We start from the raw sequence: 23,200 nt of genomic DNA, 5'->3' as shown, positions 1-23,200 counted from the left end.
TCGTCCTTTTCCATATACGGCCTGCCGGCATACCGGCAAATGGTCATCCTTTTGTCAGAAAAACGCACAGTACCTATTTTATCTTATCTTCGGTAAAAGAGCCATATCCGCACTAAAAAATGTGCGGGGGCAGAGCTGTTTCTCCCCAAACAAAAGCGAGGCAGTCACGTTTTGTGAATGCCGGCTTCAGAACATATGCGTTTAGTCATTGTCATCTGATTTTTTGCTTCCTTTTCCTAAATAAAGACGAAGTGTTGACCCTTCTTTCACCTTTACGCCTGCTTGAGGCGACTGCTGAACAACTGTATCTCCGGATCCTGCGATATCAAGTTTGAGATTCACCATCTGCTCCCTGAGTTCCTGCGCTGTAAGCCCTACAACATTCGGAACGCTCACAAGTTTTGTGTCTAGCCATGTGTATTCCTTCTCGATTTGGTTTTTCCGCGGTTTCACTCCAAGCTCCCTCAGGCTGTCTTCCATAATGTTTCCGACAATCGGGGCTGCAACCGTTCCCCCGAACTGCACAGTGCCCTTAGGATTATCGACTGCTGTATAAACAACGATTTCCGGGTCGTCTGCCGGAGCAAATCCAATGAATGAAACAATATAGTTGTTCTTCATATAGACACCGTCTTTTACTTTTTGAGCTGTCCCTGTTTTTCCGCCTACACGGTACCCCTCAACAAATGCGTTTTTCCCTGTTCCTTGGGCTACTACACTTTCAAGTGCATATCTGATTTGCTTCGACGTTTCTTCGGAAATGACTTTGCGCTTTGCTTCGGGTTCTGTGCTGCTGATCACATCTCCTGTAACAGGGTCGATCCATTCCTTAGCTATATACGGGGTGTAAAGCGTACCTCCATTTACAGCTGCCGCAACGGCTGCAACCTGCTGGATCGGTGTAACGGATACCCCCTGTCCGAATGCGGTCGTTGCCTGTTCCACCGGTCCTACATTTTTAACATCAAACAGGATTCCCCTGGCCTCTCCCTGAAGATCAATGCCTGTTTTTTGGCCAAAACCGAAGTTTTGGATGTATTTAAAAAGGGTGCTGGTTCCAAGTCTTTGACCAAGCTCTACAAAACCCGGGTTACAGGAGTTCTGAACAACTTCAAGGAAAGACTGGCTCCCGTGTCCTCCGCGCTTCCAGCACTTTAATCTGGCCCCGCCAACCTCCACTGAACCCCCGTCATGAAAATGCTCTTTCTGCAAATCTACTTTTTTCTCTTCAAGTGCAGCTGCAAGTGTAATGATTTTAAATGTTGAACCAGGCTCATAGGAACTCCATACAGGGAGGTTCCGGTTATAGATGAGCGGATCGACATTCCGGAAATCCGCCGGATCAAAATCAGGTCTGCTTGACATCGCAAGGATTTCGCCGTTTTTCGGATTCATCGCGATTGCGATCATGCCGTCTGGATTGTATTGTGCCTGTGCATTATCGAGTTCCCTCTCGACGATCGTCTGCACTTTTGAATCGATTGTCAGTTTTAAATTCAGGCCATCCACCGGAGCGGTATATTCATCAGCCTCTTTTGGCATCCTTTTCCCTTTAGCATCAGAATAAAACTTCACATATCCCTTTGTTCCTTTCAGCTGTTCATCATAATACGACTCCAGTCCAAGCAGGCCCTGATTATCAATTCCTGCAAATCCGAGTACGTGCGAGAGGTAGCTGCCGAACGGATAATGGCGTTTTGAATCCTCCGCTATGTAAACACCTTTTAAACCGAGTGCCCTGAGTTCTTTTGCTTTTTCATGAGAAATCTTCCGGCCTTCGGGATTAATTCTCTGAATGGATTGCTTCTGGGTGATCAGTTCATAAGCACGTTCTTTCGGCATATTTAGAACAGCTGCAAGCTTTTCTGCCGTGCCCGCCGGGTCCTCGACCTGCCTCGGCACAACGAGAACAGACGGAGCACTCATATTCGTCGCAAGCTTCACGCCGTTCCTGTCCAGAATCTCGCCCCTCTCCGGCTCAAACGGAATGTTCCGGCTCCAGGAATCCTTCGCCAGGGCTGTCAGTTTGTCTCCAATAAAAAATTGAACGTATCCAAGGCGGATATCGATAATAAGAAAAATCAGAAAACCAAACATCAGCACCATTGCAAGCCGTTTGCGCACCGTCACATTTGAAACTCGCATATATTTTCCTCCTTACTTAAGGCTCGTTCAAATATATGCTTGTACCGTGAGTGCTAGAACTTTGACTGGACAACTAGGAAAAAGCAAAAAGAGAGCCCGTCCAAAGCGGTCCGGGCCCTCTCTTATTCTGTTTCAGTCTCTTCAGATTCTTCCGTTTCATCACCGGAAGCCCCCGCTGGACTTTGAAGTTTCACCGTCAGCCGGTCATTTTTCTGAACACGTTCACCTTTTTTGATTGTTTGAGAGGCAGCATAGCCATTCCCTTTTACCTCAAGCTCTAAATCAAGGAAATTGGCAAGCTTCATGACATCCCGCGATGACCATCCGGTAAGATCAGGCATTGACATTTTCCCGTCTGTCTTCAGAAAAACCCGCCCGTTCGCGATCAATCTCGAATCTTCTTCGGGGTATTGTTCAATCACTTCATTGCTGCTGCCGAGAATGACGGCATTCATCTTATTGTCCTGCAGCCATTTTTGTGCAGCTGTGACACTTTCCCCTTCAAAAGAAGGAAGCTCAGAGCCTACTTCTGTCTCCGCTTTTTCCGGTTCTTCTTCCACTTCTTCAGTCGGCTGGATTTTCATATACTGAAGACTGTTTTTCATGACAGAGTTAAACACGGTCGATACGGGCATTGAACCTGTTTCCGTATCTTTAAGCTGCGGCTTTTGCACCGCTACATAAACAAGGAGTTCAGGGTCTTCTTTCGGCGCCATTCCGAGGAATGAGAACACAAAATTGTTTCTGCCGGTCAGATATCTTCCATCACTGCCTGCCATCTGGGCCGTTCCTGTTTTTCCGGCCACACTGTAGCCTTCAATTTTGTATGGTTTTCCTGTGCCTTTTTCGGAACTTACGACTGTTTCAAGAATGTCGAGCACTTCTTTTGAGGTTTTTTCCGAAATTGGCGTTCCCGCTGTTTGCGGTTTGTTTTCTTTCACCGTTTTTCCGCTGTCAGGATCAACAATTTTATCAATGATGTACGGCTTCATCATTTTGCCGCCGTTAGCAATCGCCGTAGCTGCCTGCACCTGCTGAATTGGCGTTACAGTGGATCCCTGGCCGAAAGCGGTTGTTACTTTTTCAATATCATACTTGTAATTGAAGACTCCGTTTGCTTCATTGGGAAGATCGATTCCCGTTTTTTGATTCAGTCCGAATTTCTCCATGTAATTCATAAAGCGGTCAGGGCCAAGCTTTTCTTTTGTAAGAATAGCCATCGCGACGTTAGATGAACGCTGAACACCTTCAAGGAAAGTAATCGTCCCCCATCCGGTTTTGTTATGGTCGCGGATTCTTCCGCCTTCTACTTTATAGGCGCCGGATTTATACAACTCGTCCCTATTGAAGACACCCTCTTCTATAGCTGCTGCCACAGTGAAGATCTTCATAGTTGAGCCGGGCTCAAAAGGATAGGCCACTGAATCATTATAATAGTTATTAATATCACGGACGTTAGGGTCAAAGCTCGGGCGCTGCCCCATTGCCAGTATTTTTCCTGTTTTCGGATCTGCGACAATTCCGATGATTTTTTCAGGTTCATATTCTTCAGCCGCTTCGTTCATCGCATCTTCAAGGAATGTCTGAATCTTTTGGTCGAGTGTCAGATAGACCGTATCTCCATTATCTGGAGCAACAATCTTTTCCTCGCCGTTTGGAAGCTTGAACCCCTGCTTGTCGCCTTCAAATGCCATATATCCGTCTTTTTCCTGAAGGAACTTATCAAGGCTTTTTTCAATTCCAAACATGCCGATAGTTTTCTTTGAACCTTCTTCTCTTTGGGCATACCCGATAATATGTGATGCAAAGGTGCCGTTTGGATAATACCTGTGCGTATCACGGATAAAACCGATACCCGGAAGGTTTAATTTCTCAATTTTGACTTTGAGTGAATGACTGATGTTTCTGCCCGCTGATCCAAATTCGACCTGATCGGCATCTTTTTCAAGGATATCCTTGACTTCACTGTTTTCCATATCAAGGAGGGGAGCAAGCTTTTCCGCCGTTTCCTCAGGGTCAAATACATGTCTTGGTTTTTTTGGAGAAGTGGTCATTTTTTCGTCAAGTACAGCGATCAGAGTGTACGTATTTGTATCCTCGGCAATCACTTCACCTTTTCTGTCTACAATGGAGCCCCTGCTTGCTTCTATTGTCCGCTTTCTTTCATACTGTTCCTGGGCCCTTGCGGCAAGGACTTCCCCATTTACTTCGCCTGTTGTCTGCAAATACAAGAAACGGATGACTAAGACAAAAAAGAGCAATGCAAATATTAAGGTTAATATTGCTGCTCCTCTGTTCATATTGATATTTTTCGGCTGATTCATGATTAGTCATTTACTACTTTCACTTTATTCGTATCAAGCTCAAGTCCAAGGCCTTTAGCTATGCCCATTATGCGCTCATAGCTGCTTAGCTCTTTTACCTGTACGCCAAGATCTGCGTTTACTTTCTGCTGATCCTGGATTTTTGCTTCGATTTTCTGAACGGCCACATTTCCCTTGTAGACCGCGACGCTATTTGAAACAATTTGAATGGCTGCAAACAGCAGAACAGATAAAAAGGCAACGATCAGCACTTTTTCGCCGATTGTGATTGTAGGTCTTCTTTTGATGACCACAGATTGCTGCTGTTCGGGCATTTGCTTATGCTGCTCTTGCCTTTGCTGCTGGATTTTCACAGCTAAATTACTCATGAACAAAACCCCCTCGTTTCATCTATTTTTTACAGTTTTTCAAGTATACGCAGCTTGGCTGATCTTGCACGATTGTTTTCTTCAAGCTCTTCTTCAGATGGTGTAATCGGTTTTCTTGTGATCAGTTTCACTTTAGGCTTGAATTCATCAGGTATAACCGGCAAATTAGGAGGCAGTTCCGGTAATGAAGCAGCTTGCTTGAATGCCGTCTTGCAGATTCGGTCCTCTAAAGAATGGAAGGTAATGACACTGACTCTGCCGCCGGGTTTAATCATTTCAACTGCTTGTCCGATCGCTTCTTCAAACACTTTCAATTCATCATTAACCGCAATTCGGATCGCCTGAAAAATCCGTTTGGCAGGATGGCCGCCTTTGCGTCTTGCAGGTGCGGGAATGGCATCCTTAATTAGTTCCACCAGCTCTCCGGTCGTCCGGATCGGCTGAATTTCCCTTGCAGCTTCAATTTTCCTTGCTACTTGTTTAGAGAACTTTTCTTCTCCGTATCTGAAGAAGATTTTAACCAGCTCTTCATAGGTCCACCCGTTCACGACATCATAGGCGGAAGTCCTTGCGTTCTGATCCATTCTCATATCAAGAGGTGCGTCATGATGATAGCTGAAGCCTCTCTCAGGTGTATCTAATTGCGGCGATGAAACTCCGAGGTCGAATAAAATGCCGTCAACCTCTGTTACACCAAGGTTTTCAAGTTCTTCTTTTAAATGTCTGAAATTGCTCTTAATAAATGTTACTTGTCCTTTGTAGGACTCTAATAGCTTTTCTGCATGCGAGAGGGCTGCATCGTCCTGGTCAAAAGCGAAAAGGTGCCCTTTTTTTGAAAGCTTGGACAGCAAGTAAGAACTGTGTCCCGCTCCGCCTAATGTGCAGTCGACATATACCCCATCTTCTTTGATGTTCAAACCATCTACCGTTTCATGCAATAATACTGTTTTATGTTGAAACATTGCTGCTACCACCTTTATCAGATTCGTACGTACTTGGGATGCTGATTTTGACATTGCTATTACTCATTGTTGCACAAGAGATTATTATATATCAAAACCAATCATATTTTCAGCAATTTCGGCAAATGAATCTTCCTGTTCGGCTACATATGTATCCCAAATTGCCTTATCCCAAAGTTCGATCCGATTTGATACTCCGATAACAACACACTCTTTTTCAAGCTTTGCATACTGCAGAAGCGGTGCAGCCAGGTTTATGCGCCCCTGTTTATCAAGCTCGCATTCAACAGCACCCGAGAAGAAAAACCTTGTAAATGCACGTGCGTCTTTTTTTGTTAATGGAAGGGCCTTCAGCTTTTCTTCGATCATTTTCCATTCACTCATCGGATAGCCGAACAAGCATTGATCGAGTCCTCTGGTGATGACGAAAGTTTCTCCGAGTTCTTCGCGGAATTTGGCTGGAACGATCATGCGGCCTTTTGCATCAATCGTGTGATGATATTCACCCATGAACATGTCCGTCGCCCCACTTTCTTCCTCTCGGTCACCACTTCCCCCCACTTCTCCCCACTTCCTATTCTACACGTTCTTTTCATAAAAAAAAACCCTGTATTCCACAGGATTTCAGAAATTCGTTCTTTAAATTTTGACAACTTTATGATGGAAGTTAAAAGAATAGCGAAGCTTCACGATTTCGTGCACAAAATGGGGTCCATATTTATTCAAATAATAGTAAATATTCCATGTTCTCTCCTGAAATCCGCCATTTGGCTGGAGAGATTTCGCGATTCTTGTGAATTTATCCAATTCTGCGCGGTGCTTTTGCTGAATTTTTTTGTCGACGTAAGATTGAAGCAAATCAAGCTGAGACTGAATGAAAAATGCATTTTTCTCAAGAAACGGTTCCAGACTAGCGTCTTTTGATACTGCTGACTCCCGCAGGTTTTTGTGAATCCGTTCAATCTCGGTCTTTGCTTGAGAAATTTCAGGGGTCAGCTGAGAAGGCTCCATTTTTGCAAGCCACTCTTCACGGACTTTGTCAGCCCCTTTTGAAAACAGGTCATCGATCGTAAGTGAAACTTCCCTCATGTCCGATTCAATGGACCGTTCAACAATGGTGATATTCAGCCTTGGCACGACAGGCGGCATGTGAAAGCCTGCTGTATCAAATACTCTCTTAAGCTCTGCCCAGTAAGAAATTTCTCCCGGCCCTGCGATAAAGGCAAGTGTCGGAAGCAGATATTCCTGCATGAGCGGCCTTGTGACAACATTGTTGCTCAGCCTCTCTGGATATTGTTCTGCAAACTGCTTCAGTTCCGCCTCTGTAAACGACTGACCTTCGGCCGAAAAGACGGAATCACCTGTACGCTTCAGAAGCAGACGGTCACCTTTGCTGTCATGGTAGAAAAGATTTGCGCTCGTGTGATCGGCTTCAATGATCGGCTTGTAGCCAGCTTCTTTCATGAATGCCTGCTGAGCTGAAAGGCTCTCAGACAGCTCTTCATTTTTCAAGATCAAATGCTGAAAAAATCCGGCTTCCATTTTTCTGAGCTCAGGATCTGAAGAGTTAATGAGCACCAATCCGTAATCCGAAAACATTTCATATGTAAGATGTTCGAAAAACTCTGTATATGTGGCTGAAACAGACAATGTTTGTTTGAGGCTGTTCATCAGCTCCATTGTATAGTCGGTTTCCCCGAAAGTTTCAAAAATAGAGCAGATAAAGTTCCAGCATTCCTCGTGGTCGATATTCTTATAGAACACAGGAATCTTTTCATTCATGGCTGTTTTAACAGCCTTCTTCTTGATAACCCCGTTTTGAGAGACATGCAGATGATTGACCTCAGCAAAGTCATGGTCTTCACCCGCCACCCAGAAGACTGGAATGACCGGAACAGAGAGCTTTGCTTCCTGCTGCTCTGCAAGGACGAGAATTGAGATGATTTTGTGAATTGTATAGAGCGGTCCTGTCAGAAGACCTGCCTGCTGTCCCCCGACGACAACAAGACTTTCCGGATCTTTTAAACGCTCAATGTTCCGAATCACAGGTTCCTTGTCCTGAAAATGCTTTTGGTGGTACCTCAAAAGATAGGAGGACAGCTCTTCTCTTGCGAATGTTCTATTTTTCAAGTCCTTCACTCTTTGTTCATAAACGGTGTCATCCGTAATGCTGTAGTCAAAGTAGTCCGCTGTATTCAGCCTGCCGCTGATCAGATCTTCGACTAATCGGTTTGAATGGCGAAGGGAGAGGTCAGTAATCTCCATTTGTGTAAACTTCCTTTCCGGGTTATGTAAGCATCCGAGAAGAGTATAGCATTTATCCGGCTGAAAAGAAAAAGACTTTGCCTGCACCTTCAGATATATTCGAGTATCCCTCTTACTGCTCCGAATACCGCAAGAATGGTTGATAGCGGAAGGAGAATCAGAAAAGAAAATCGCCAGCACTTTTTGAAGGCTTTTGACAGCGGCACAGAAGAGCTCGATCTTATCATATAAATGAGAACAGCAAACATCACAAGCAGCAGAAACAGAAAAATGCCCCCGTAAACAGCGGTATCAGATAAAACAAGCAATTTAAAATAAATGGAGAGCGCGAACAGAATGACAGCAGCATCTGCTGCATACAGCATACCCCTTTTTACATTTCCCGTTACAGCTGATAAAACAGCGACCAGAATGAGGAAAGTAAGTAGCGGCAGAGACACGGCAAATGCTGCCAGATTTATGATCCATTCGCCGTTCATTCTTTTTCCCCGCCTTTAACTGCATGATACAAAAACTCAAGCAGAGGAACCCGGGTATTCTGCTTTTTTGCCTCATCAAGCAAATAGCCGATAATGCCGTCAATCTCTGTTTTACGGCCTGCTTCCGTATCCCTGAGCATGGACGACCTGTTCTCCGCCGTCCTTCTGCAGATCTCCATCACTTTTTCCCACTCGGCATTTTCATCCGTTATACCCAAAATCCCGGAAGCTTCTTTAAATACCGATTTAGCCATTCTGCTGTAATGCGGGTTTTCAGTAAGCTCACCGTTTTTCACTTTTAAAAGTGCTGTCAGCGGATTAATCACTGCATTTGCAAGCAATTTTCTTGAATGTGATTCTTTCCAGTTCCGGGCAGCTTCAAACGGGAAACGTTCTGAATGAAGGTCCGTAAGTGTCAGAGGAGGCTGATCAGGGAAAAGAGAACCCACTTTAATGACACCCGCACCCGTATGCGCGACAGTCGCATCCCCCGTCTTTAAAGATCCATGTTCGACAGAACCGATATAGACATTATGTCCTTCAAGAGATTCAAGCATTGGGATATGCGACATGCCATTTTGGAGAAACAGGAGGTTTTTCCTTTCTTTCGTTTCTTTTAATAAAGGAAGAACATCGCCAAGCTGATACTGCTTGACCGCTATTATCAGCAGCGGCTCTTTGAAATCCTTGCCGGAACGCGCTTTCACATCTTTTACAGTTGTTTTCTGATCGCCATGAATAAGGATTATTCCTTTTTCATTGATCAGGTCTGACTGTTCTTTTCTTCTCGTGTAAACTGTGACTATGTGCTCTTTAGCCAAGTAAGCTGCACAGAGCATTCCCACAGAGCCTATGCCGATAATGCCAATTTCCATATAAGCATCCCACCGTTTCTCATTCGTTTCTTTATCATAACAAAATAGTAAAAATGTTCCTATAGCTATTCCGCCGCCTGTTAGGTGAAATTTTCGCCAAATAAAAGAAAACAAGCCAGCTCATGGCTGGCTTGTTTGTCATCAGACCGGATAGACCGGATGCTTGCGTTCGCCGAATGGAATGGCTTTCGTTTCATAAAGGGAAAATCTTGATATCAGCTCTTCTCTCAGATTATCAGCAGAAACAATATCATCCACAATCATTTCTGATGCGAGCTTATAAATATCAATATTTTCTTTGTATTCCTGCTGCTTTTCAAGAACAAACTTCATTCTTTCTTTCGGGTCTTCAATTTCATTAATTTTGTTTGAGTAAATGGCATTCACTGCTGCTTCAGGACCCATAACGGCGATCTGCGCAGTTGGAAGGGCGATTACACAATCTGTTTCAAATGCAGGGCCTGCCATCGCATAAAGTCCTGCACCGTATGCTTTTCTCACAATCACGGAGATTTTAGGCACAGTTGCCGAACTCATCGCTGCAATCATCTTTGCCCCGTGGCGGATAATGCCGGCACGCTCCACTTTCGTTCCAATCATGAAACCCGGCACATCGGCAAGGAACAGGAGCGGAATGTGAAAAGCGTCTGCCAGCTGCATGAATTTTGCCGCTTTGTCGGCGGAATCCACAAAAAGCACGCCTCCTTTTACCCTCGGCTGATTCGCGATAATGGCCACGACTTTCCCGTCCAGTCTCGCAAATCCTGTGATGATTTCAGGAGCAAATAATCGTTTGATTTCAAAAAAACTGCCTGCATCAATAAGTGAATCAATGCATTCATACATATCAAACGGCGCATTCTGATTGTGAGGCACAATTTCTGTAAGCGGTCTGCCCTGTTTTGGCAAAACAGGTTCTGCTTCTTTCGTCACGCTCAGATAGTTTTGCGGGAAGTACGTCAAATAGCGTCTTGCTTCAAGAATCGCCTCTTCTTCTGTTTTCACAAGAACGTCACCGCATCCGCTCACCGAACAGTGCATTCTCGCACCGCCCATTTCCTCTAGCGAAACTTTTTCCCCGATGACTTTCTCGGCCATGCGCGGAGATCCAAGATACATGGAAGCATTCCCGTCAACCATGATCACAATATCGCAAAAAGCAGGAATATAAGCTCCCCCCGCAGCTGAAGGCCCAAAGAGGAGACAGATTTGCGGGATGCTGCCGGACAGCTTTACCTGATTGTAAAATATTCTGCCTGCGCCTCGGCGGTTTGGGAACATATCAATTTGATCCGTAATTCTGGCACCTGCAGAATCAACCAAATAGAGGAGGGGCACTTTCAATTTTTCTGCTGTTTCCTGAATGCGGATGATTTTTTCAACGGTTCTGGCACCCCATGATCCCGCTTTGATCGTCGAGTCATTAGCCATCACGCAAACCGTTTCTCCGTTTATTTTTCCGACAGCGGTCACAACTCCATCAGATGGAAGATCGCCTGCCTGATTATTGGCGAACTTGCCGTCTTCTGTATACTTTCCGTTGTCAAACAGCCTGTTCAGCCGTTCCCTGACAAACAGCTTGCCCTGGGCATTCAGTTTGTCGTGATATTTAGGGTGTCCGCCGGCTTCGATTTCAGCTGTCTTTTCTTTAAGCAATTTTTCAAGTTCATCAACTTTCATCATTTGGAATCCCTCCTCCATTAAGGTTTTAAAACAAGCAGAACGTCGCCTTCGTTAACAAAATCCCCAGCTTCTGCTTTCACCTCTTCCACTGTGCCGTTTCCCGGACTGTCGAGGGGGATCTCCATTTTCATTGACTCTAGCATGATCACATCTTGTCCAGCCGCTACTTCATCACCTGCTGCCACTAATACATGTAATACCGTTCCTGCCATACTTGCTTTAATTTCGATCATGTTTAAATCCTCCATTCATGGTGTTTGGTTACTTTATTCATGTTTTTTGAATCTGCTGAAGCCTTTCAGCACTCTCTTATGCCAAAACGGCCGTCTGCAGGAAGGACGTGCTGTATGTGCCCTTTTTAAACTGACTGTTTGATAAGATCGTCAGAAATAACGGCAGATTGGTTTTAATTCCTTCTACTTTAACTCCGTTCAAAAATGTCTCGGCTTTAGCTAATGCATCCGGACGGTTTTCACCGGTTACAATGATTTTTGCAACTAGCGGATCATAAAACGGTGTGACTGTATCCCCTTCTGCATAGGCACAGTCGACAATGACTCCGTCCGTTTCATTAAATGTAAACGCTTTAATTAAACCTGGTGACGGAATGAATTTCACAGGATCTTCCGCATAGAGCCTGAACTGGATGGAATGGCCCTCTTTTGTGATCTCAGGCTGCAAGAATGGAAGCTTTTCTCCTGCCGAGGTCCTGATTTGCCATTCAACAAGGTCAAGTCCTGTTATTCCTTCTGTCACCCTGTGCTCCACTTGAAGTCTTGTATTCATTTCAAGGAAATAGAAATTTTCTTCTTCATCCACAATAAATTCAATCGTGCCGGCATTTATGTACCCTGCATGAACGGCTGCAGCAACTGCAGCAGCGCACATTTTTTCCCGGGTTGCTTCAGACAGATGAGGCGATGGTGATTCTTCCACCACTTTTTGGTTTCTGCGCTGAACAGAACAATCCCGCTCAAACATGTGCACAACATTCCCGAACTCATCACCAAAAAGCTGAATCTCAATATGCCTTGCTTCTGAAATGAATTTTTCAATAAACACATCATCATTTCCAAAGTAAGCTTTTGCTCTCGTCTTGACGGAAGCAAAGGATTTTTTCAAAGCTTCCTCGTCATCGCAGCGCTGCATGCCGATTCCTCCGCCGCCTCCGCTTGCTTTCAGCATGACCGGATAGCCGATCTCAGAAGCATATGCGCATGCTTCGTCCATATCAGCAAGTCCTGAGCTTCCCGGCACGACGGGAACACCTGCTTCTTTCATTGTTTTCCTAGCCGCTACTTTGTCACCCATTATGGCAAGTGTCTCAGACTTCGGGCCAATAAATTTAATCCCTTTCGCCTCTGCCGCCTGGGCAAACTCGGTATTTTCGGACAAGAAACCATATCCCGGGTGAATGGCATCCACTTTTTCACGGACTGCTATGTTTAAAATATCATCTTTTAATAAGTAAGATTTCGCTACAGGCGCTTCACCGATCCTGAATGCATAATCAGCTGCCTTTACAAAAGGCAGTCCTTCATCGGCATCCGAATAAACAGCAACCGTTTCTATCCCCATTTTTTGACACGTTTTCATAATCCGGAGTGCGATTTCTCCCCTGTTTGCAATTAAAATTTTCTTCAATATTCTCCCCTCCCATGATGATAAGAAAATCCCCACTAAGTACATTTCTCCATCTTTTTAAAGATTCCTTCCCGAAAAATGAAAACGCATACGAAAACCTTTCTTAATTTTCTGAGCATGGTATAATAAATGCAAAGCTTTACCATTTTAATGATCTTAAACGCAAGATTCATAGGCTGCAAGGGGGCATAAACCATGTTTAAGGTAGAAAAATTATTAATAAATTTTAAAACGCTGGAAGAATTTAAGAAGTTCAAAGAGTACGGGCTTCAGGAACTCTCCATGCTTGACGATCTTCAGGACAATATCATTGAAAATGACAGCAATTCACCATTTTACGGGATTTACTTCGGGGATAAGCTTGTCGCCCGCATGAGTCTCTACCGTGTTGATAAAAGGTTTGATGTTTACTTTGAACCTAAGCAGGATTATCTGGAGCTTTGGAAGCTTGAAGTTCTGCCTGATTATAAACGCAAGGGCTGCGGCACGGCGCTTGTTGAATATGCAAAATCCTATGGTGTGCCGATTAAAACAAATCCGCGCGTGAAATCCGGGGAGTTCTGGTCAAGGATGGGATTTGAGCCGGTAACGTATGATATGGAGCGCGATAAGGGAGAAAATCCTCTCGTATGGTATCCTGAAGGAGTATCAGAGCAAAAAAGCGAAAATGCATAAAAAATAAGAAATGACCGCTTGTCAGCGGTCATTTCTTATTTTTCTGTCCGTTCTATTTTTCCGTTCTGGTCCACTTGAAAATTCACTTTTCTGCTTCGTTCATCATCTCTCATGACAGCTATGTTTCTCGCTTTTTCCATCATTTCAATCAGCATCATATAATCCTCTTCCACCATCTTAAGATTATTATGAATCGTTTCTTTTTCTGACTTAGCCTGTTCAAGATCATGTTCAAGCTGCTTTATGCGCTGAGCCAGTTTTTCATTTTCACTCTTGAGCCCTGCTGGACTCCCTGAGTTCTCATAGTTTTGCAGAAAGGCAATGACATCCCCTAACGTCAATGCGCCCGCTTCAGCAGGTTCGTGATCAGCTGTGCTTGAAGCCTGTTTTTGAGGCTGGTCGTTCGGTTCCTGGCTGCGCAGCTGTTTACGCTGCGTCTTGGCAATCTCAATTGCAGATTTATATTGCTTTCTGACATACGAATTCCAGCGGAAACCGCATGCAGCTGCCGTTCTGGACAATTTTCTGCCGACATCTTCGAATGCAGCAAGCTGCGTGCCGCCTTCCCGGATTTGTCTGAGTACGATCTCTGCCAGCATTAAATCCTCATCCTGTGTCCAGGCATCCTGCCGTGTAGTCGTCATTGTCTGTTCCCCCTCAATGCGCATTTTTTACATACTTATGCGCCTGCTAGAGTAGATAGACTAATTGACAATGTTTTAATACATGACTTACAAGCTCTTTTTTGCCGCGTCATTTTTGGCGAGGAACTTCTGCACCAGCCGCATATGTTCTTCACCTGTCCAAAGCTTTGCACACTGGCGGATTTCTTTGTTCATACGGTCCCTGAGTCCTGTTGCCATCCACTTTTCAACCTGCATTTGCTTATAAGCTTTCAGCACCGGCGGGAAAGATACAAGCGACTCTTTCACATAGCGCAGCGCTTTGGATTCAAAGTCGGAAGCTTCAAGAACTTCTGAAGCAAATCCCAGTTCTTTTGCCTTTAGTGCCCCTAATTTTCTTCCGCTCATCAGCATCGTCATAGCAGCATCATGCTGTATTTTTTCAAACAGCAGCGTGCCGCCTCCCCAGCCGGTCGTGATTGCCTGACTGCCCTGAATAAAGCCGAGGTCGGCACCAACGCTGACCAGCCTGAAATCAGCAGCCGCAGCAATCTCCATTCCGCCCCCGACAGCTGTTCCGTTAATGAGGGCAAAGACCGGAAGAGGAAAAGCAGCGATCCGGTAAAGAATATCGCCCATTCGTGATAGCATTTCAAATGCTTCCTCCTCCGTCTCAAGGGCATGAAAAACGGAAAGATCTCCGCCTGAGCAAAAAGCCTTTGTCCCGCTGCCGGTTATCGTCAGTGCAAGAATTCTTTCATTATCCAGTGCGCTAGCAAGAATCTGGCTCAGTTCATTCATGACATCAAAATCTATGGCATTTCTCCGTTCAGGCCTGTTCAGCGTAACCTGAAGAATACCCTCGCTTTCGACTGCTGTTACTTTCCCCATATGCATCCCCTTCTTGCCGTTATTATCTCCCCTCTTATTTTATAGGAAGGATAAGAAGCAAACCAGCACAAACACAAAAAAACGCAAGGACCCTTTAGGATCCTTGCGTTTTTAATGAAGCTGTTATTTGCTTACAACTTCTTTTCCTTTGTATGTTCCACATTCTTTACATACGCGGTGAGCTAATTTCACTTCACCACAGTTTGGGCATGCTACCATACCAGGCACTTGCAATTTGAAGTGTGTACGACGCAGTCTCTTTCTCGTTTTAGAAGTTCTTCTAAAAGGTACAGCCATTATTCCCACCTCCTTACAGAGTTTCGTTAAAACAGTGTGTAACAGCCTATATATAAGTGCTAAACAATAGCATCAGCTGTCTTGATCATCGAAAAATTTCGATAACCCGGCAAGTCTTGGGTCAATCTTGTTTTTGTTCTCTTCTTCAGAGATCACTTTCCAATCTTTTCCCTCTTGCGGGGCAGCCTGATCATTTTCTTCAACAGAATCGCTAAAAACCTGCATCGGCACTTCCAAAAGAATGTTTTCTTTAATAACAGGTATTAAGTCAACGATATCTTCCTGAACGTGATGGACATCTTCTTCCATCTCGAAGTCTGCATTCGGTTTTAATAAAAACGTTTCAGTTGTATGAATTTCGAACGGAAATGGAACATCCACCAGCGTTCTTGCACAAGGGAGAATCAGCGTGCCGGAAAGCGTCAGATGAAAGACAGCTTTTGAAGAGCCGAGATCTGCTCTGCCTGTTACTTTAACAGGAGAAATATCGCGAACTTCAGAAAGAGCGCCTCTCATATCGGTTAACTGGATCGTTTCATCAATCTGCAGTCCCTTGTTTTGCAGTTTGTTCAATTCATTAATAGACCATTTCATATGGTATCACCTCAAGGCAACAAAGGTAATTATAGCTTTCGCAATAATATTTGTCAATATTTTTTCTTTACAGTGTTTAGTATACATGAATAAGCATTTAAAGCAAAATATTCGGGGCAAAAAACACGTTTTTTTATGTCAGGTGCATGGAGGATTTTTTTCAGGAGGAATTCATTGTGCAGTAATATGAAATCTTTTTTTGACCTTTTAGGTCTGCTGCTGTTCTTTGAACGGTCATATGCGGCTTTCTTTTGACCCCTCAGCTCAGATGCTGCTCTCTGAACGGTCATATGCACCCTTCTTATGACCCCTCAGCTCAGATGCTGCTCCCTGAACGGTCATATGTAGTCTTCTTATAACCCTTCAGCTCAGATGCTGTTCTCTAAACGGTCATATGCCGCCCTCTTTTGAACCTTCAGCCACCACCCTTTTCACTGAAGGGTCGTAATACAATCCTGTTTGCTACCTCAAGCTTCAAACCGGTCCCTCAAAAACAGCAGAACAGCTTTTCCAAGAACCGAACTTGACTTCCTCCGCTTCAGGAGACATGATTTATGTAAAACATTTGGTTTGGAGGCATGCCCACTTGAAAGCGGTAGGATTGGTTGTGGAATATAATCCGTTTCATAACGGACATCTTTATCATCTTGAGGCTTCAAAAACGGCTTCTGAGGCAGATGCAGTGATTGCCGTGATGAGCGGCAATTTTCTTCAGCGCGGCGAGCCTGCTCTTGTTTCAAAATGGGCGCGTACGAAAATGGCATTAAAGCAGGGTGCAGATCTTGTGATTGAACTCCCTTATGCCTATGCAACTCAAAAAGCTGAAACCTTTGCTGATGGTGCCATTTCCATTCTTGAAGCGCTCGGATGCAGCAGTGTATGCTTCGGCAGTGAAAACGGGGAGATCTCTCCTTTTCTTGAAACAGCCGAGCTACTGAACAGCCATCATGCAGAGTATCAGCAGCTCGTTAAACAGTTTATGAAAGAGGGCATGAGCTATCCCAGTGCCCAGACTTCAGCATTTCTTGCCATTGAAACGGATTCACGCCCGCTTGATCTGTCCCTTCCTAATAATATTCTGGGCTTTCAGTATGTTCGTGCAATTCTAAAGCAGAAAGCGTCCATACGTCCCCTCACAATCAAACGGACCGCTGCAGGCTATCATGATGAAGATTTTAATTCATCTCCGATCGCAAGTGCAACAAGCATAAGAAAAGCGCTGTTTTCAGATGAACAAAAGGATATTTCCCGGTTTGTTCCATCGTCTACTGACGAGCTTCTGCGCCAGTATGATTCAGAGCACGGCGTTCTTCATCAATGGGAAAACTATTTTGACCTGCTGAAGTATACGGTCTGCACGATGAGCACGGAAGAAATGAGACAAATCTATGAAGTTGAGGAAGGCCTTGAAAACAGGGTGAAATCTGTGATGATGCAAGCGGAATCGTTTAAAGAGTTTATGGAACAGCTTAAAACGAAACGATATACATGGACAAGACTGCAGCGGATGTGCCTTCATGTTTTAACACGGACAACGAAAGATCAAATGCTGCAGGCAGGCGGACGCGCTCCCTATTTAAGGCTGCTAGGAATGTCTGGAGCAGGCAGGTCCTACTTAAACATGGTGAAAAAAAACCTGGAGACGCCGCTTGTTTCTGTTCTTTCATCATTCAGCCACCCGCTGCTTGAGCTTGACATCAAAGCTTCAGGGGTTCATGCGATGATCCTGCCTGAACCGCTGAGATCCCAATGTATCAAACGGGAATATTCCACTAGACCGATTCAGTATGACAGGGAGAAAGACTGTTTTTTGTAGAACTTAGTTCAGTTGAGGCTTTTATACGAAAAAACCACGCAGAAATGTTTCCGCGTGGTTTTTTCGTATAGAGCCGTCCGTTTTATTTCACGTCCAGCTTTTCGAGATAAGTGATTGCGTCGTCAAAGGTGTCAATCGGGACGATCTTCATTTCTGTGCCTATATCTTTTGCCGTCTTGACCGCCTCCCTGTAATTTGACGTTTCAATGCCCTCTTGATTTGGAGCAAGGAAAATATCTGCCCCTGATTTATCGGCAGCCACAATTTTCTGCGAAATCCCTCCGATCGGACCGACTTTTCCATTGTCGTCAATGGTTCCGGTTCCTGCAATCTGATGGCCCTTTGTGAAATCCTCTTTTGTCAGCTGATTATAAATTTCAAGCGACATCATCAGTCCTGCTGAAGGCCCGCCAATATTGCTTGTATCAAGCGTGATGTCCGGATCGGTTTCAATTTCCCTGTCCGTCACAAGAGATATGCCGATTCCCACTTTGTTCGGGTCGTTCGGGAAGGTATCTGCCACAATCTCTGTTTTTCCTTTTTTTCCATTGCGTTCGTATGTAATTTCGATTGTATCGCCTTTTTTCTTCTTGCCGACATATGCAATAAATTCTTCAGCTGTTTTAAATTCGCTGCCGTCAACTTCAAAAATTCTGTCGCCGTTTTTCAGTTTGCCTTCAGAAGGCATATCTTTTACCACCTGCATGACGTAAATTCCCCTGAAAAGATAATCTACCTTTTTGCCCGCTTTTTCATAAGCAAGCGCAACCGCTGATTCCTGAGAAGATTCCATCATATGAAGCTGCCGGTCCAGATACTCATCATCTGATTCACCTTCCTGGACAACGTCCTCAAGAGGAAGGATTTCGTGATACGGGAACACAGAAGCTATGGCGTAAGAGAAGATATTGGCTCTTCCAAAACCTACGGTTGTAAGGGAAAAGCTGCCTTCCTCCTCATAGCCGCCCTCCACTTCAATAATCGGCTCAAGCTCCGTAGCCATTCCGGGCTTCGTTATATAAAAAGGAAGCTTAATAAAATTCAGCACCGCTGCCAGAATGATCCCTATAAGGATCGCTCTTACCAGTTTAGTATTCTTCTTCATCCTGCTGAGACCCCTTCCAGCTCTCTATAAGCAATTTTATTTCCTCTACATGCTTTTTTGCTTCGTTTTCACCAATTTCAATGATTTCTTTAATGTTTTTAAATGCTTTGGAACTGTACTGCTCGACATGCGGGCGAATCATGATGTCAGAAGCAATTTTCCGGTGATGAACAAGTTCATCCTGCATAATATCAAGACTTTGCAGAATAACATCAAAGATGGATGTTATTTCTTCCGTCTTTTTCACGCGGGAAACGTCCACTGCAATGACGAGATCAGCCCCCATTTCTTTGACCACCGATACGGGAATACGATCGACCACTCCGCCGTCGATGAGCAGTTTGCCGTCAATTTTTTCAGGAACAAATATGCCTGGAATCGCAATGCTTGCCCTCACCGCATCTGCCACAGGCCCTTTTGTAAAGATGACTTTTTTTCCTTCGTACAAATCCGTTGCCACAATAGACAGCGGAATTTCGAGATCTTCGATATTCATCCCTCTTGTAAAAACGCGGATAAATTCCTTTACGCGGTTTCCGGCAATGAACCCCATTTTCGGCACAGTAAAGTCAAGATAGTATTTCCGTTTGAACATCACTGCAAGTTTATATAAATGCTCAAATCCGAGCCCCGTTGCATAAAAACTCCCGACAAGCGCGCCCATGCTGCTTCCGGCAATCATATTGACAGGTATTCCTTCATCGTTCAATACTTTCAGTACTCCGAGATGTGCAAATCCGCGCGCTCCCCCGGATCCCAGTGCAAGACCAATTTTAGGTTCTCTTTTCAAAGAGATACCCTCCTCTGATGTCAATTCGTTCATTAGTCAATTCTATGGTCTAAAACGGTCCCCTATTCTCGTATATTGAAGTATCAAAGAGTGTACAACCCTGCAGGAAGTCTGATTTTATTTTATCACTTCCTGCTTTCAAAAGTATAGAAAGAAGCAAGAGGGGGACGCATGTTGAATTCATCTAAAATGAAGACACTCGTGCTTGGATGCTCGCTTTTCATCCTTGCATTTGCCATGATCATAAGCCCGAAGGTTTCCTTTACTGCTTCTAAGGCAGGGCTTGAATTGTGGTGGGGAGTTGTTTTTCCGTCTCTTCTTCCCTTTTTCATTCTCTCTCAGCTATTGACCGGCTTCGGTGTTGTCGCCTTTATCGGCGTGCTTCTTGAACCAGTTATGCGGCCGCTGTTCAGAGTGCCCGGCATTGGCGGATTTGTCTGGGCGATGGGATGGGCTTCAGGGTCTCCGGCAGGCGCTAAACTGACTGCAGAGATGAGGAAGAAACAGCAGCTTACTGCAGGAGAAGCAGAGAGGCTTGTTTCATTTACAAACTCGTCAAATCCCCTTTTCATATTCGGTGCTGTAGCGATCGGTTTCTTCAACAATCAGGCACTTGGTCTTCTCCTTGCAGCTGCCCACTATTCCGGAAATCTTGCAGTAGGTCTTACAATGAGGTTTCACGGCAGGGACAGCCAATCTGAAAATCAGGACAAATCAAGAAAGATTCCGTCCATTAAAGAAGCTTTTGATGAAATGCACAGAACACGTATAGAAGACCGGCGCCCAATCGGCAAAATGCTTGGCGATGCCGTTCTTTCATCCATCCAGACGCTTTTAATGGTAGGCGGCTTTATTATCTTATTTTCTGTCATAAACAAACTATTATCCCTTTTATCTCTGACAGACGCAGCGGCTGCAGGATTCAGCCTTATTCTCGCTTCTGTTCATTTATCGGCTTCTCTTGGTCTTCCCCTCGTTTCTGGGTTATTTGAGATGACTCTTGGCAGTCAGCTTGTGAGCACGGTTGACACAGACTTGCTTCAAAAAGCAATTGTCGTCAGCTTTATGCTCGGCTTCAGCGGATTGTCCATCCAGGCGCAGGTGGCAAGTATCCTTGCTGATACAGATATCCGTTTTCAGCCGTTTTTCGCTGCAAGGATCCTGCAGGGCATTTATGCGGCATTTTTCGCCTGGCTCTTCTGGAAACCGCTGTATTTGGGTGTTTCCGGTTCAGAGGTTTCCGTCATTCCTGTATTTTTAAGGGAAGATGCGCCGGTTGTGCTTGGTTCCGTCTGGTCCGTGCTTACGCAAACAGGTCCTGTTATTACACTTTTCTCACTATCCGTCTATGTCATCATCTATGCCAAGAGAATGCTTCAGAGAAAGTGAAGAATCCTCATAAAAAAGAGGCCTCAATTCATGAGACCTCTTGATTTTATTTGTTGAATTTTTGTTTAAGGGCGTGCTCAACAGGCTTTGGAACAAGCTCTGAAATATCTCCCCTGTACTTGGCCACTTCTTTTACAATGCTTGAGCTGAGGAACGAATACTGATTGTTCGTCATCATAAACAGGGTCTCAACATTCTCATCAAGCACTCTGTTCATGGATGTGATCTGCATCTCATATTCAAAATCCGACACTGCACGGAGCCCTCTTAAGATCGTGCTTGCTTTTTTGCTGTTTGCATATTCAATCAGAAGGCCTTTAAACGACTCCACCGTGACATTCGGCATATCCTTTGTCACTTCCTGCAGCAGCTCGATGCGCTCATCCACATTAAAGAGCGGATTTTTAGAAGAATTATTCAGGACGCACACATAAACATGATCAAAAACTTTTGCTCCCCGTTTAATAATATCCAAGTGTCCGTAAGTCACAGGATCAAAGCTTCCCGGACAAACTGCAATGCTTGCCATCTTACTCCCCCGTCCCTTTATCTGTGTGTGCAAAAATGGATACCCCGCTGATGCCGTATGTTTCTTTCCTCGTCATCACAAAAGCTCCGATTGTTTCCGGCAATTCAACATCATGATCATGCTCAGCCACAATGATGCCGCCTGTCTTCAAAAGTTTAAGCTCGTCTATTAATTCGATAAGCGCTTTCAATTTTTGTTTCTTATACGGCGGATCCAAAAACATGAGCTCACAGGACAGCTCTCTCTTTGCCATCGCTTTCAGTGCTCTCTCTGCATCATTCCGGTAAACCTCGGCCTGACCCTGAAAGCGGCATGCTTCTAAATTTTTATGTATCGTTGCGACTGCTTTTGCTTCTCTGTCTACAAATATGCACGTATCCATTCCCCTGCTGAGCGCTTCGATCCCAAGACCTCCGCTTCCTCCAAACAGGTCAACAGCAAGACCTCCTTCAAAATAAGGCCCGATGATATTAAAAATGGATTCTTTCACTTTATCAGTTGTAGGGCGCGTTGACGTACCCGGTACAGCCTTAAGCGGGCGGCCCTTGCAGCTCCCAGAAACTACTCTCATCTTTTTCACCACTGTCATATATGTCTTTACTGCATGAAAACAGCCTGTTTTATCGTACCATAGAGAATGGGCAAATGCATTAAAAAAAACCCCGCAGGCATCCTGCGGGGTCCTTCTGAACCAAAAAAAGCACGCTTTTTTTGGGCAGAAGGCAAAGGGAGAGGAGAAACCGGAGGAAGAACTTATGGGGAAACGTAAGTCTTCTCCGCGGTTGGCAACAACATCTCGATCGATGTTGTTACTAACATTATCCACTAATCATCCGGACCCTATACATCTTCTAACATTTTTTCTGAAAGAAAATAAAATCATCACCTACCGTACTTTTAAAAAAAGTGATACATTATGTGAAGAACGAACAAACAGGGGGACAAATACGCATGATTCAGCGCTTTATCGAACTTGGAGCAGGATATTCCGACCTATATGAACTGATTGAAACATCTAAAGCTAATGCGCACCGTGTCTCAAGATTTTTAATCTTGGAGACAGATATAGATGGAAGAAGCATGTCTTCCTTTGCGGTAGTTATGCAGCCGACTGACCCGGGACAATTTCAAGCCATCTATCTATGCCTTGAAGGTATTCCGGCGGGTGAAACGAAGCGCCGCCAACTATTCCAGGAGCTCTCGGAGTCTCTTGAAAAACCGATGATTGCACTAAATGTGAAATCCTCTGGAGAGTTTGCTGAGAAAGAGTTATATTATCAGTATTTAACAGGCATTCTCAGAATGAACAGATATCTGCCTGCCTGGCAATAAACGCCGGACTTAACAGATCAAAAAAAGCGCAGCCGCGAGGACTGCGCTTTTTCTTACAAGCCAAGTTTATAGTCATATTCTTTCGCTTTATCAATCTTCGATTCAAACTCCAGTTTAAGAAAGGGCTTATATGACGGTTCAGCATGCTTGACGAATGAAAAGGAAGAAACCTTTTCGATTGTATGTTCAACCTGCTCCATGTCACAATATAAGACGACATACTTTAATTTTTTTGATACGTAGTGGATGTTGCCGAATTTGCGGAGCATTTTAATCTGCTTTAACGAATGCATCCATATAATAATGCCTTGACGTTTATCAAACATCGTTCATATTCTCCCTTTTTATATTCTCCACTTGAAGTGTAACAATTTTCTAATTTTTTTACAATACGCAGCTTTTTTGAAAGGAGCT

Annotated in this window: 25 protein-coding genes; 4 read left to right on the top strand and 21 right to left on the bottom strand. The window is 44.4% G+C overall.

Annotated features, from left to right (window positions below; genetic code table 11):
- Window positions 1-201 precede the first annotated feature (201 nt).
- From ACK1LH_RS08900 to ACK1LH_RS08850, 11 genes are all read right to left on the bottom strand, one after another.
- Complete coding sequence (locus ACK1LH_RS08900; protein ID WP_029285020.1) at window positions 202-2,145, bottom strand: stage V sporulation protein D; 1,944 nt, start codon at window positions 2,143-2,145, stop codon at window positions 202-204.
- Between the two features lie 122 nt (window positions 2,146-2,267).
- The gene (locus ACK1LH_RS08895) at window positions 2,268-4,469 is read right to left on the bottom strand and encodes a penicillin-binding protein (protein WP_411334961.1); all 2,202 of its coding nucleotides are present in this window, start codon (window positions 4,467-4,469) and stop codon (window positions 2,268-2,270) included.
- 2 nt (window positions 4,470-4,471) lie between these two features.
- Entirely contained in the window at window positions 4,472-4,837 is a 366-nt protein-coding gene (gene ftsL / locus ACK1LH_RS08890; protein ID WP_029285023.1) for a cell division protein FtsL, read from the bottom strand.
- Window positions 4,838-4,866: 29 nt separating this feature from the next.
- Complete coding sequence (gene rsmH, locus ACK1LH_RS08885) at window positions 4,867-5,799, bottom strand: 16S rRNA (cytosine(1402)-N(4))-methyltransferase RsmH (RefSeq protein ID WP_029285025.1); 933 nt, start codon at window positions 5,797-5,799, stop codon at window positions 4,867-4,869.
- An 84-nt stretch (window positions 5,800-5,883) separates the two neighbouring features.
- Complete coding sequence (gene mraZ / locus ACK1LH_RS08880) at window positions 5,884-6,315, bottom strand: division/cell wall cluster transcriptional repressor MraZ (RefSeq protein WP_029285027.1); 432 nt, start codon at window positions 6,313-6,315, stop codon at window positions 5,884-5,886.
- Window positions 6,316-6,438: 123 nt separating this feature from the next.
- Complete coding sequence (gene bshC, locus ACK1LH_RS08875; protein ID WP_029285028.1) at window positions 6,439-8,064, bottom strand: bacillithiol biosynthesis cysteine-adding enzyme BshC; 1,626 nt, start codon at window positions 8,062-8,064, stop codon at window positions 6,439-6,441.
- Window positions 8,065-8,153: 89 nt separating this feature from the next.
- On the bottom strand, window positions 8,154-8,543 hold the full coding sequence (locus ACK1LH_RS08870; RefSeq protein ID WP_029285030.1) for a DUF3397 family protein: 390 nt from the start codon (window positions 8,541-8,543) through the stop codon (window positions 8,154-8,156).
- A complete protein-coding gene (locus ACK1LH_RS08865) occupies window positions 8,540-9,418 on the bottom strand; it encodes a 2-dehydropantoate 2-reductase (protein WP_203290114.1) in 879 nt (292 codons plus the stop codon). Before ACK1LH_RS08865 ends, ACK1LH_RS08870 begins: the two co-directional genes overlap by 4 nt.
- 141 nt (window positions 9,419-9,559) lie before the next feature.
- Window positions 9,560-11,098: an acyl-CoA carboxylase subunit beta gene (locus tag ACK1LH_RS08860; RefSeq protein WP_407656359.1), complete on the bottom strand. Its 1,539-nt coding sequence runs from the start codon at window positions 11,096-11,098 to the stop codon at window positions 9,560-9,562.
- Window positions 11,099-11,118: 20 nt separating this feature from the next.
- The gene (locus tag ACK1LH_RS08855; RefSeq protein WP_029285035.1) at window positions 11,119-11,334 is read right to left on the bottom strand and encodes an acetyl-CoA carboxylase biotin carboxyl carrier protein subunit; all 216 of its coding nucleotides are present in this window, start codon (window positions 11,332-11,334) and stop codon (window positions 11,119-11,121) included.
- 76 nt (window positions 11,335-11,410) lie between these two features.
- On the bottom strand, window positions 11,411-12,745 hold the full coding sequence (locus tag ACK1LH_RS08850; RefSeq protein ID WP_203290113.1) for an acetyl/propionyl/methylcrotonyl-CoA carboxylase subunit alpha: 1,335 nt from the start codon (window positions 12,743-12,745) through the stop codon (window positions 11,411-11,413).
- Between the two features lie 195 nt (window positions 12,746-12,940).
- Here ACK1LH_RS08850 and ACK1LH_RS08845 point away from each other — a divergent pair, with 195 nt between their 5' ends.
- Window positions 12,941-13,420: an N-acetyltransferase gene (locus ACK1LH_RS08845; protein ID WP_029285038.1), complete on the top strand. Its 480-nt coding sequence runs from the start codon at window positions 12,941-12,943 to the stop codon at window positions 13,418-13,420.
- Between the two features lie 35 nt (window positions 13,421-13,455).
- Here ACK1LH_RS08845 and ACK1LH_RS08840 read toward each other — a convergent pair whose 3' ends face one another.
- From ACK1LH_RS08840 to ACK1LH_RS08820, 5 genes are all read right to left on the bottom strand, one after another.
- Window positions 13,456-14,064 (bottom strand): RsfA family transcriptional regulator, encoded by a 609-nt coding sequence (locus ACK1LH_RS08840; RefSeq protein WP_029285040.1) that lies wholly within the window; start codon window positions 14,062-14,064, stop codon window positions 13,456-13,458.
- A gap of 87 nt (window positions 14,065-14,151) precedes the next feature.
- Complete coding sequence (locus tag ACK1LH_RS08835) at window positions 14,152-14,934, bottom strand: enoyl-CoA hydratase/isomerase family protein (protein WP_029285041.1); 783 nt, start codon at window positions 14,932-14,934, stop codon at window positions 14,152-14,154.
- A gap of 123 nt (window positions 14,935-15,057) precedes the next feature.
- Window positions 15,058-15,231: a 50S ribosomal protein L32 gene (gene rpmF, locus ACK1LH_RS08830; RefSeq protein ID WP_029285043.1), complete on the bottom strand. Its 174-nt coding sequence runs from the start codon at window positions 15,229-15,231 to the stop codon at window positions 15,058-15,060.
- A 72-nt stretch (window positions 15,232-15,303) separates the two neighbouring features.
- Window positions 15,304-15,825, bottom strand: a complete 522-nt coding sequence (locus ACK1LH_RS08825) for a YceD family protein (protein WP_029285045.1) — start codon at window positions 15,823-15,825, stop codon at window positions 15,304-15,306.
- 53 nt (window positions 15,826-15,878) lie between these two features.
- Window positions 15,879-16,115 (bottom strand): hypothetical protein, encoded by a 237-nt coding sequence (locus ACK1LH_RS08820; protein WP_203290112.1) that lies wholly within the window; start codon window positions 16,113-16,115, stop codon window positions 15,879-15,881.
- A gap of 296 nt (window positions 16,116-16,411) precedes the next feature.
- Between ACK1LH_RS08820 and ACK1LH_RS08815 the strand changes: the two genes are divergently transcribed.
- Window positions 16,412-17,641 (top strand): nucleotidyltransferase, encoded by a 1,230-nt coding sequence (locus tag ACK1LH_RS08815; protein ID WP_203290111.1) that lies wholly within the window; start codon window positions 16,412-16,414, stop codon window positions 17,639-17,641.
- An 82-nt stretch (window positions 17,642-17,723) separates the two neighbouring features.
- Here the strand turns inward: ACK1LH_RS08815 and ACK1LH_RS08810 are convergent, their stop codons facing one another.
- Window positions 17,724-18,746 (bottom strand): SepM family pheromone-processing serine protease, encoded by a 1,023-nt coding sequence (locus ACK1LH_RS08810; RefSeq protein ID WP_203290110.1) that lies wholly within the window; start codon window positions 18,744-18,746, stop codon window positions 17,724-17,726.
- On the bottom strand, window positions 18,730-19,569 hold the full coding sequence (locus tag ACK1LH_RS08805) for a patatin-like phospholipase family protein (RefSeq protein WP_051827082.1): 840 nt from the start codon (window positions 19,567-19,569) through the stop codon (window positions 18,730-18,732). Before ACK1LH_RS08805 ends, ACK1LH_RS08810 begins: the two co-directional genes overlap by 17 nt.
- Window positions 19,570-19,710: 141 nt before the next feature.
- Here ACK1LH_RS08805 and ylbJ point away from each other — a divergent pair, with 141 nt between their 5' ends.
- Window positions 19,711-20,925: a sporulation integral membrane protein YlbJ gene (gene ylbJ / locus ACK1LH_RS08800; protein ID WP_411334960.1), complete on the top strand. Its 1,215-nt coding sequence runs from the start codon at window positions 19,711-19,713 to the stop codon at window positions 20,923-20,925.
- 46 nt (window positions 20,926-20,971) lie between these two features.
- Here the strand turns inward: ylbJ and coaD are convergent, their stop codons facing one another.
- Window positions 20,972-21,454 (bottom strand): pantetheine-phosphate adenylyltransferase, encoded by a 483-nt coding sequence (coaD, locus tag ACK1LH_RS08795; protein ID WP_029285056.1) that lies wholly within the window; start codon window positions 21,452-21,454, stop codon window positions 20,972-20,974.
- Between the two features lies 1 nt (window position 21,455).
- The gene (gene rsmD, locus ACK1LH_RS08790) at window positions 21,456-22,025 is read right to left on the bottom strand and encodes a 16S rRNA (guanine(966)-N(2))-methyltransferase RsmD (protein ID WP_411334959.1); all 570 of its coding nucleotides are present in this window, start codon (window positions 22,023-22,025) and stop codon (window positions 21,456-21,458) included.
- Window positions 22,026-22,405: 380 nt separating this feature from the next.
- Between rsmD and ACK1LH_RS08785 the strand changes: the two genes are divergently transcribed.
- Entirely contained in the window at window positions 22,406-22,786 is a 381-nt protein-coding gene (locus ACK1LH_RS08785; protein WP_320154249.1) for a methylthioribose kinase, read from the top strand.
- Window positions 22,787-22,839: 53 nt separating this feature from the next.
- Here ACK1LH_RS08785 and ACK1LH_RS08780 read toward each other — a convergent pair whose 3' ends face one another.
- Window positions 22,840-23,112 carry a YlbG family protein gene (locus tag ACK1LH_RS08780; RefSeq protein ID WP_029285061.1) on the bottom strand — a complete coding sequence of 91 codons (273 nt, stop codon included), beginning with the start codon at window positions 23,110-23,112 and terminating at the stop codon, window positions 22,840-22,842.
- Between the last annotated feature and the right edge of the window lie 88 nt (window positions 23,113-23,200).

It is taken from the genome of Metabacillus indicus (assembly GCF_046603695.1).
Classification (GTDB): Bacteria; Bacillota; Bacilli; order Bacillales; family Bacillaceae; genus Bacillus_P; species Bacillus_P indicus.
This window is presented reverse-complemented; position numbering and strand designations above follow the sequence as displayed.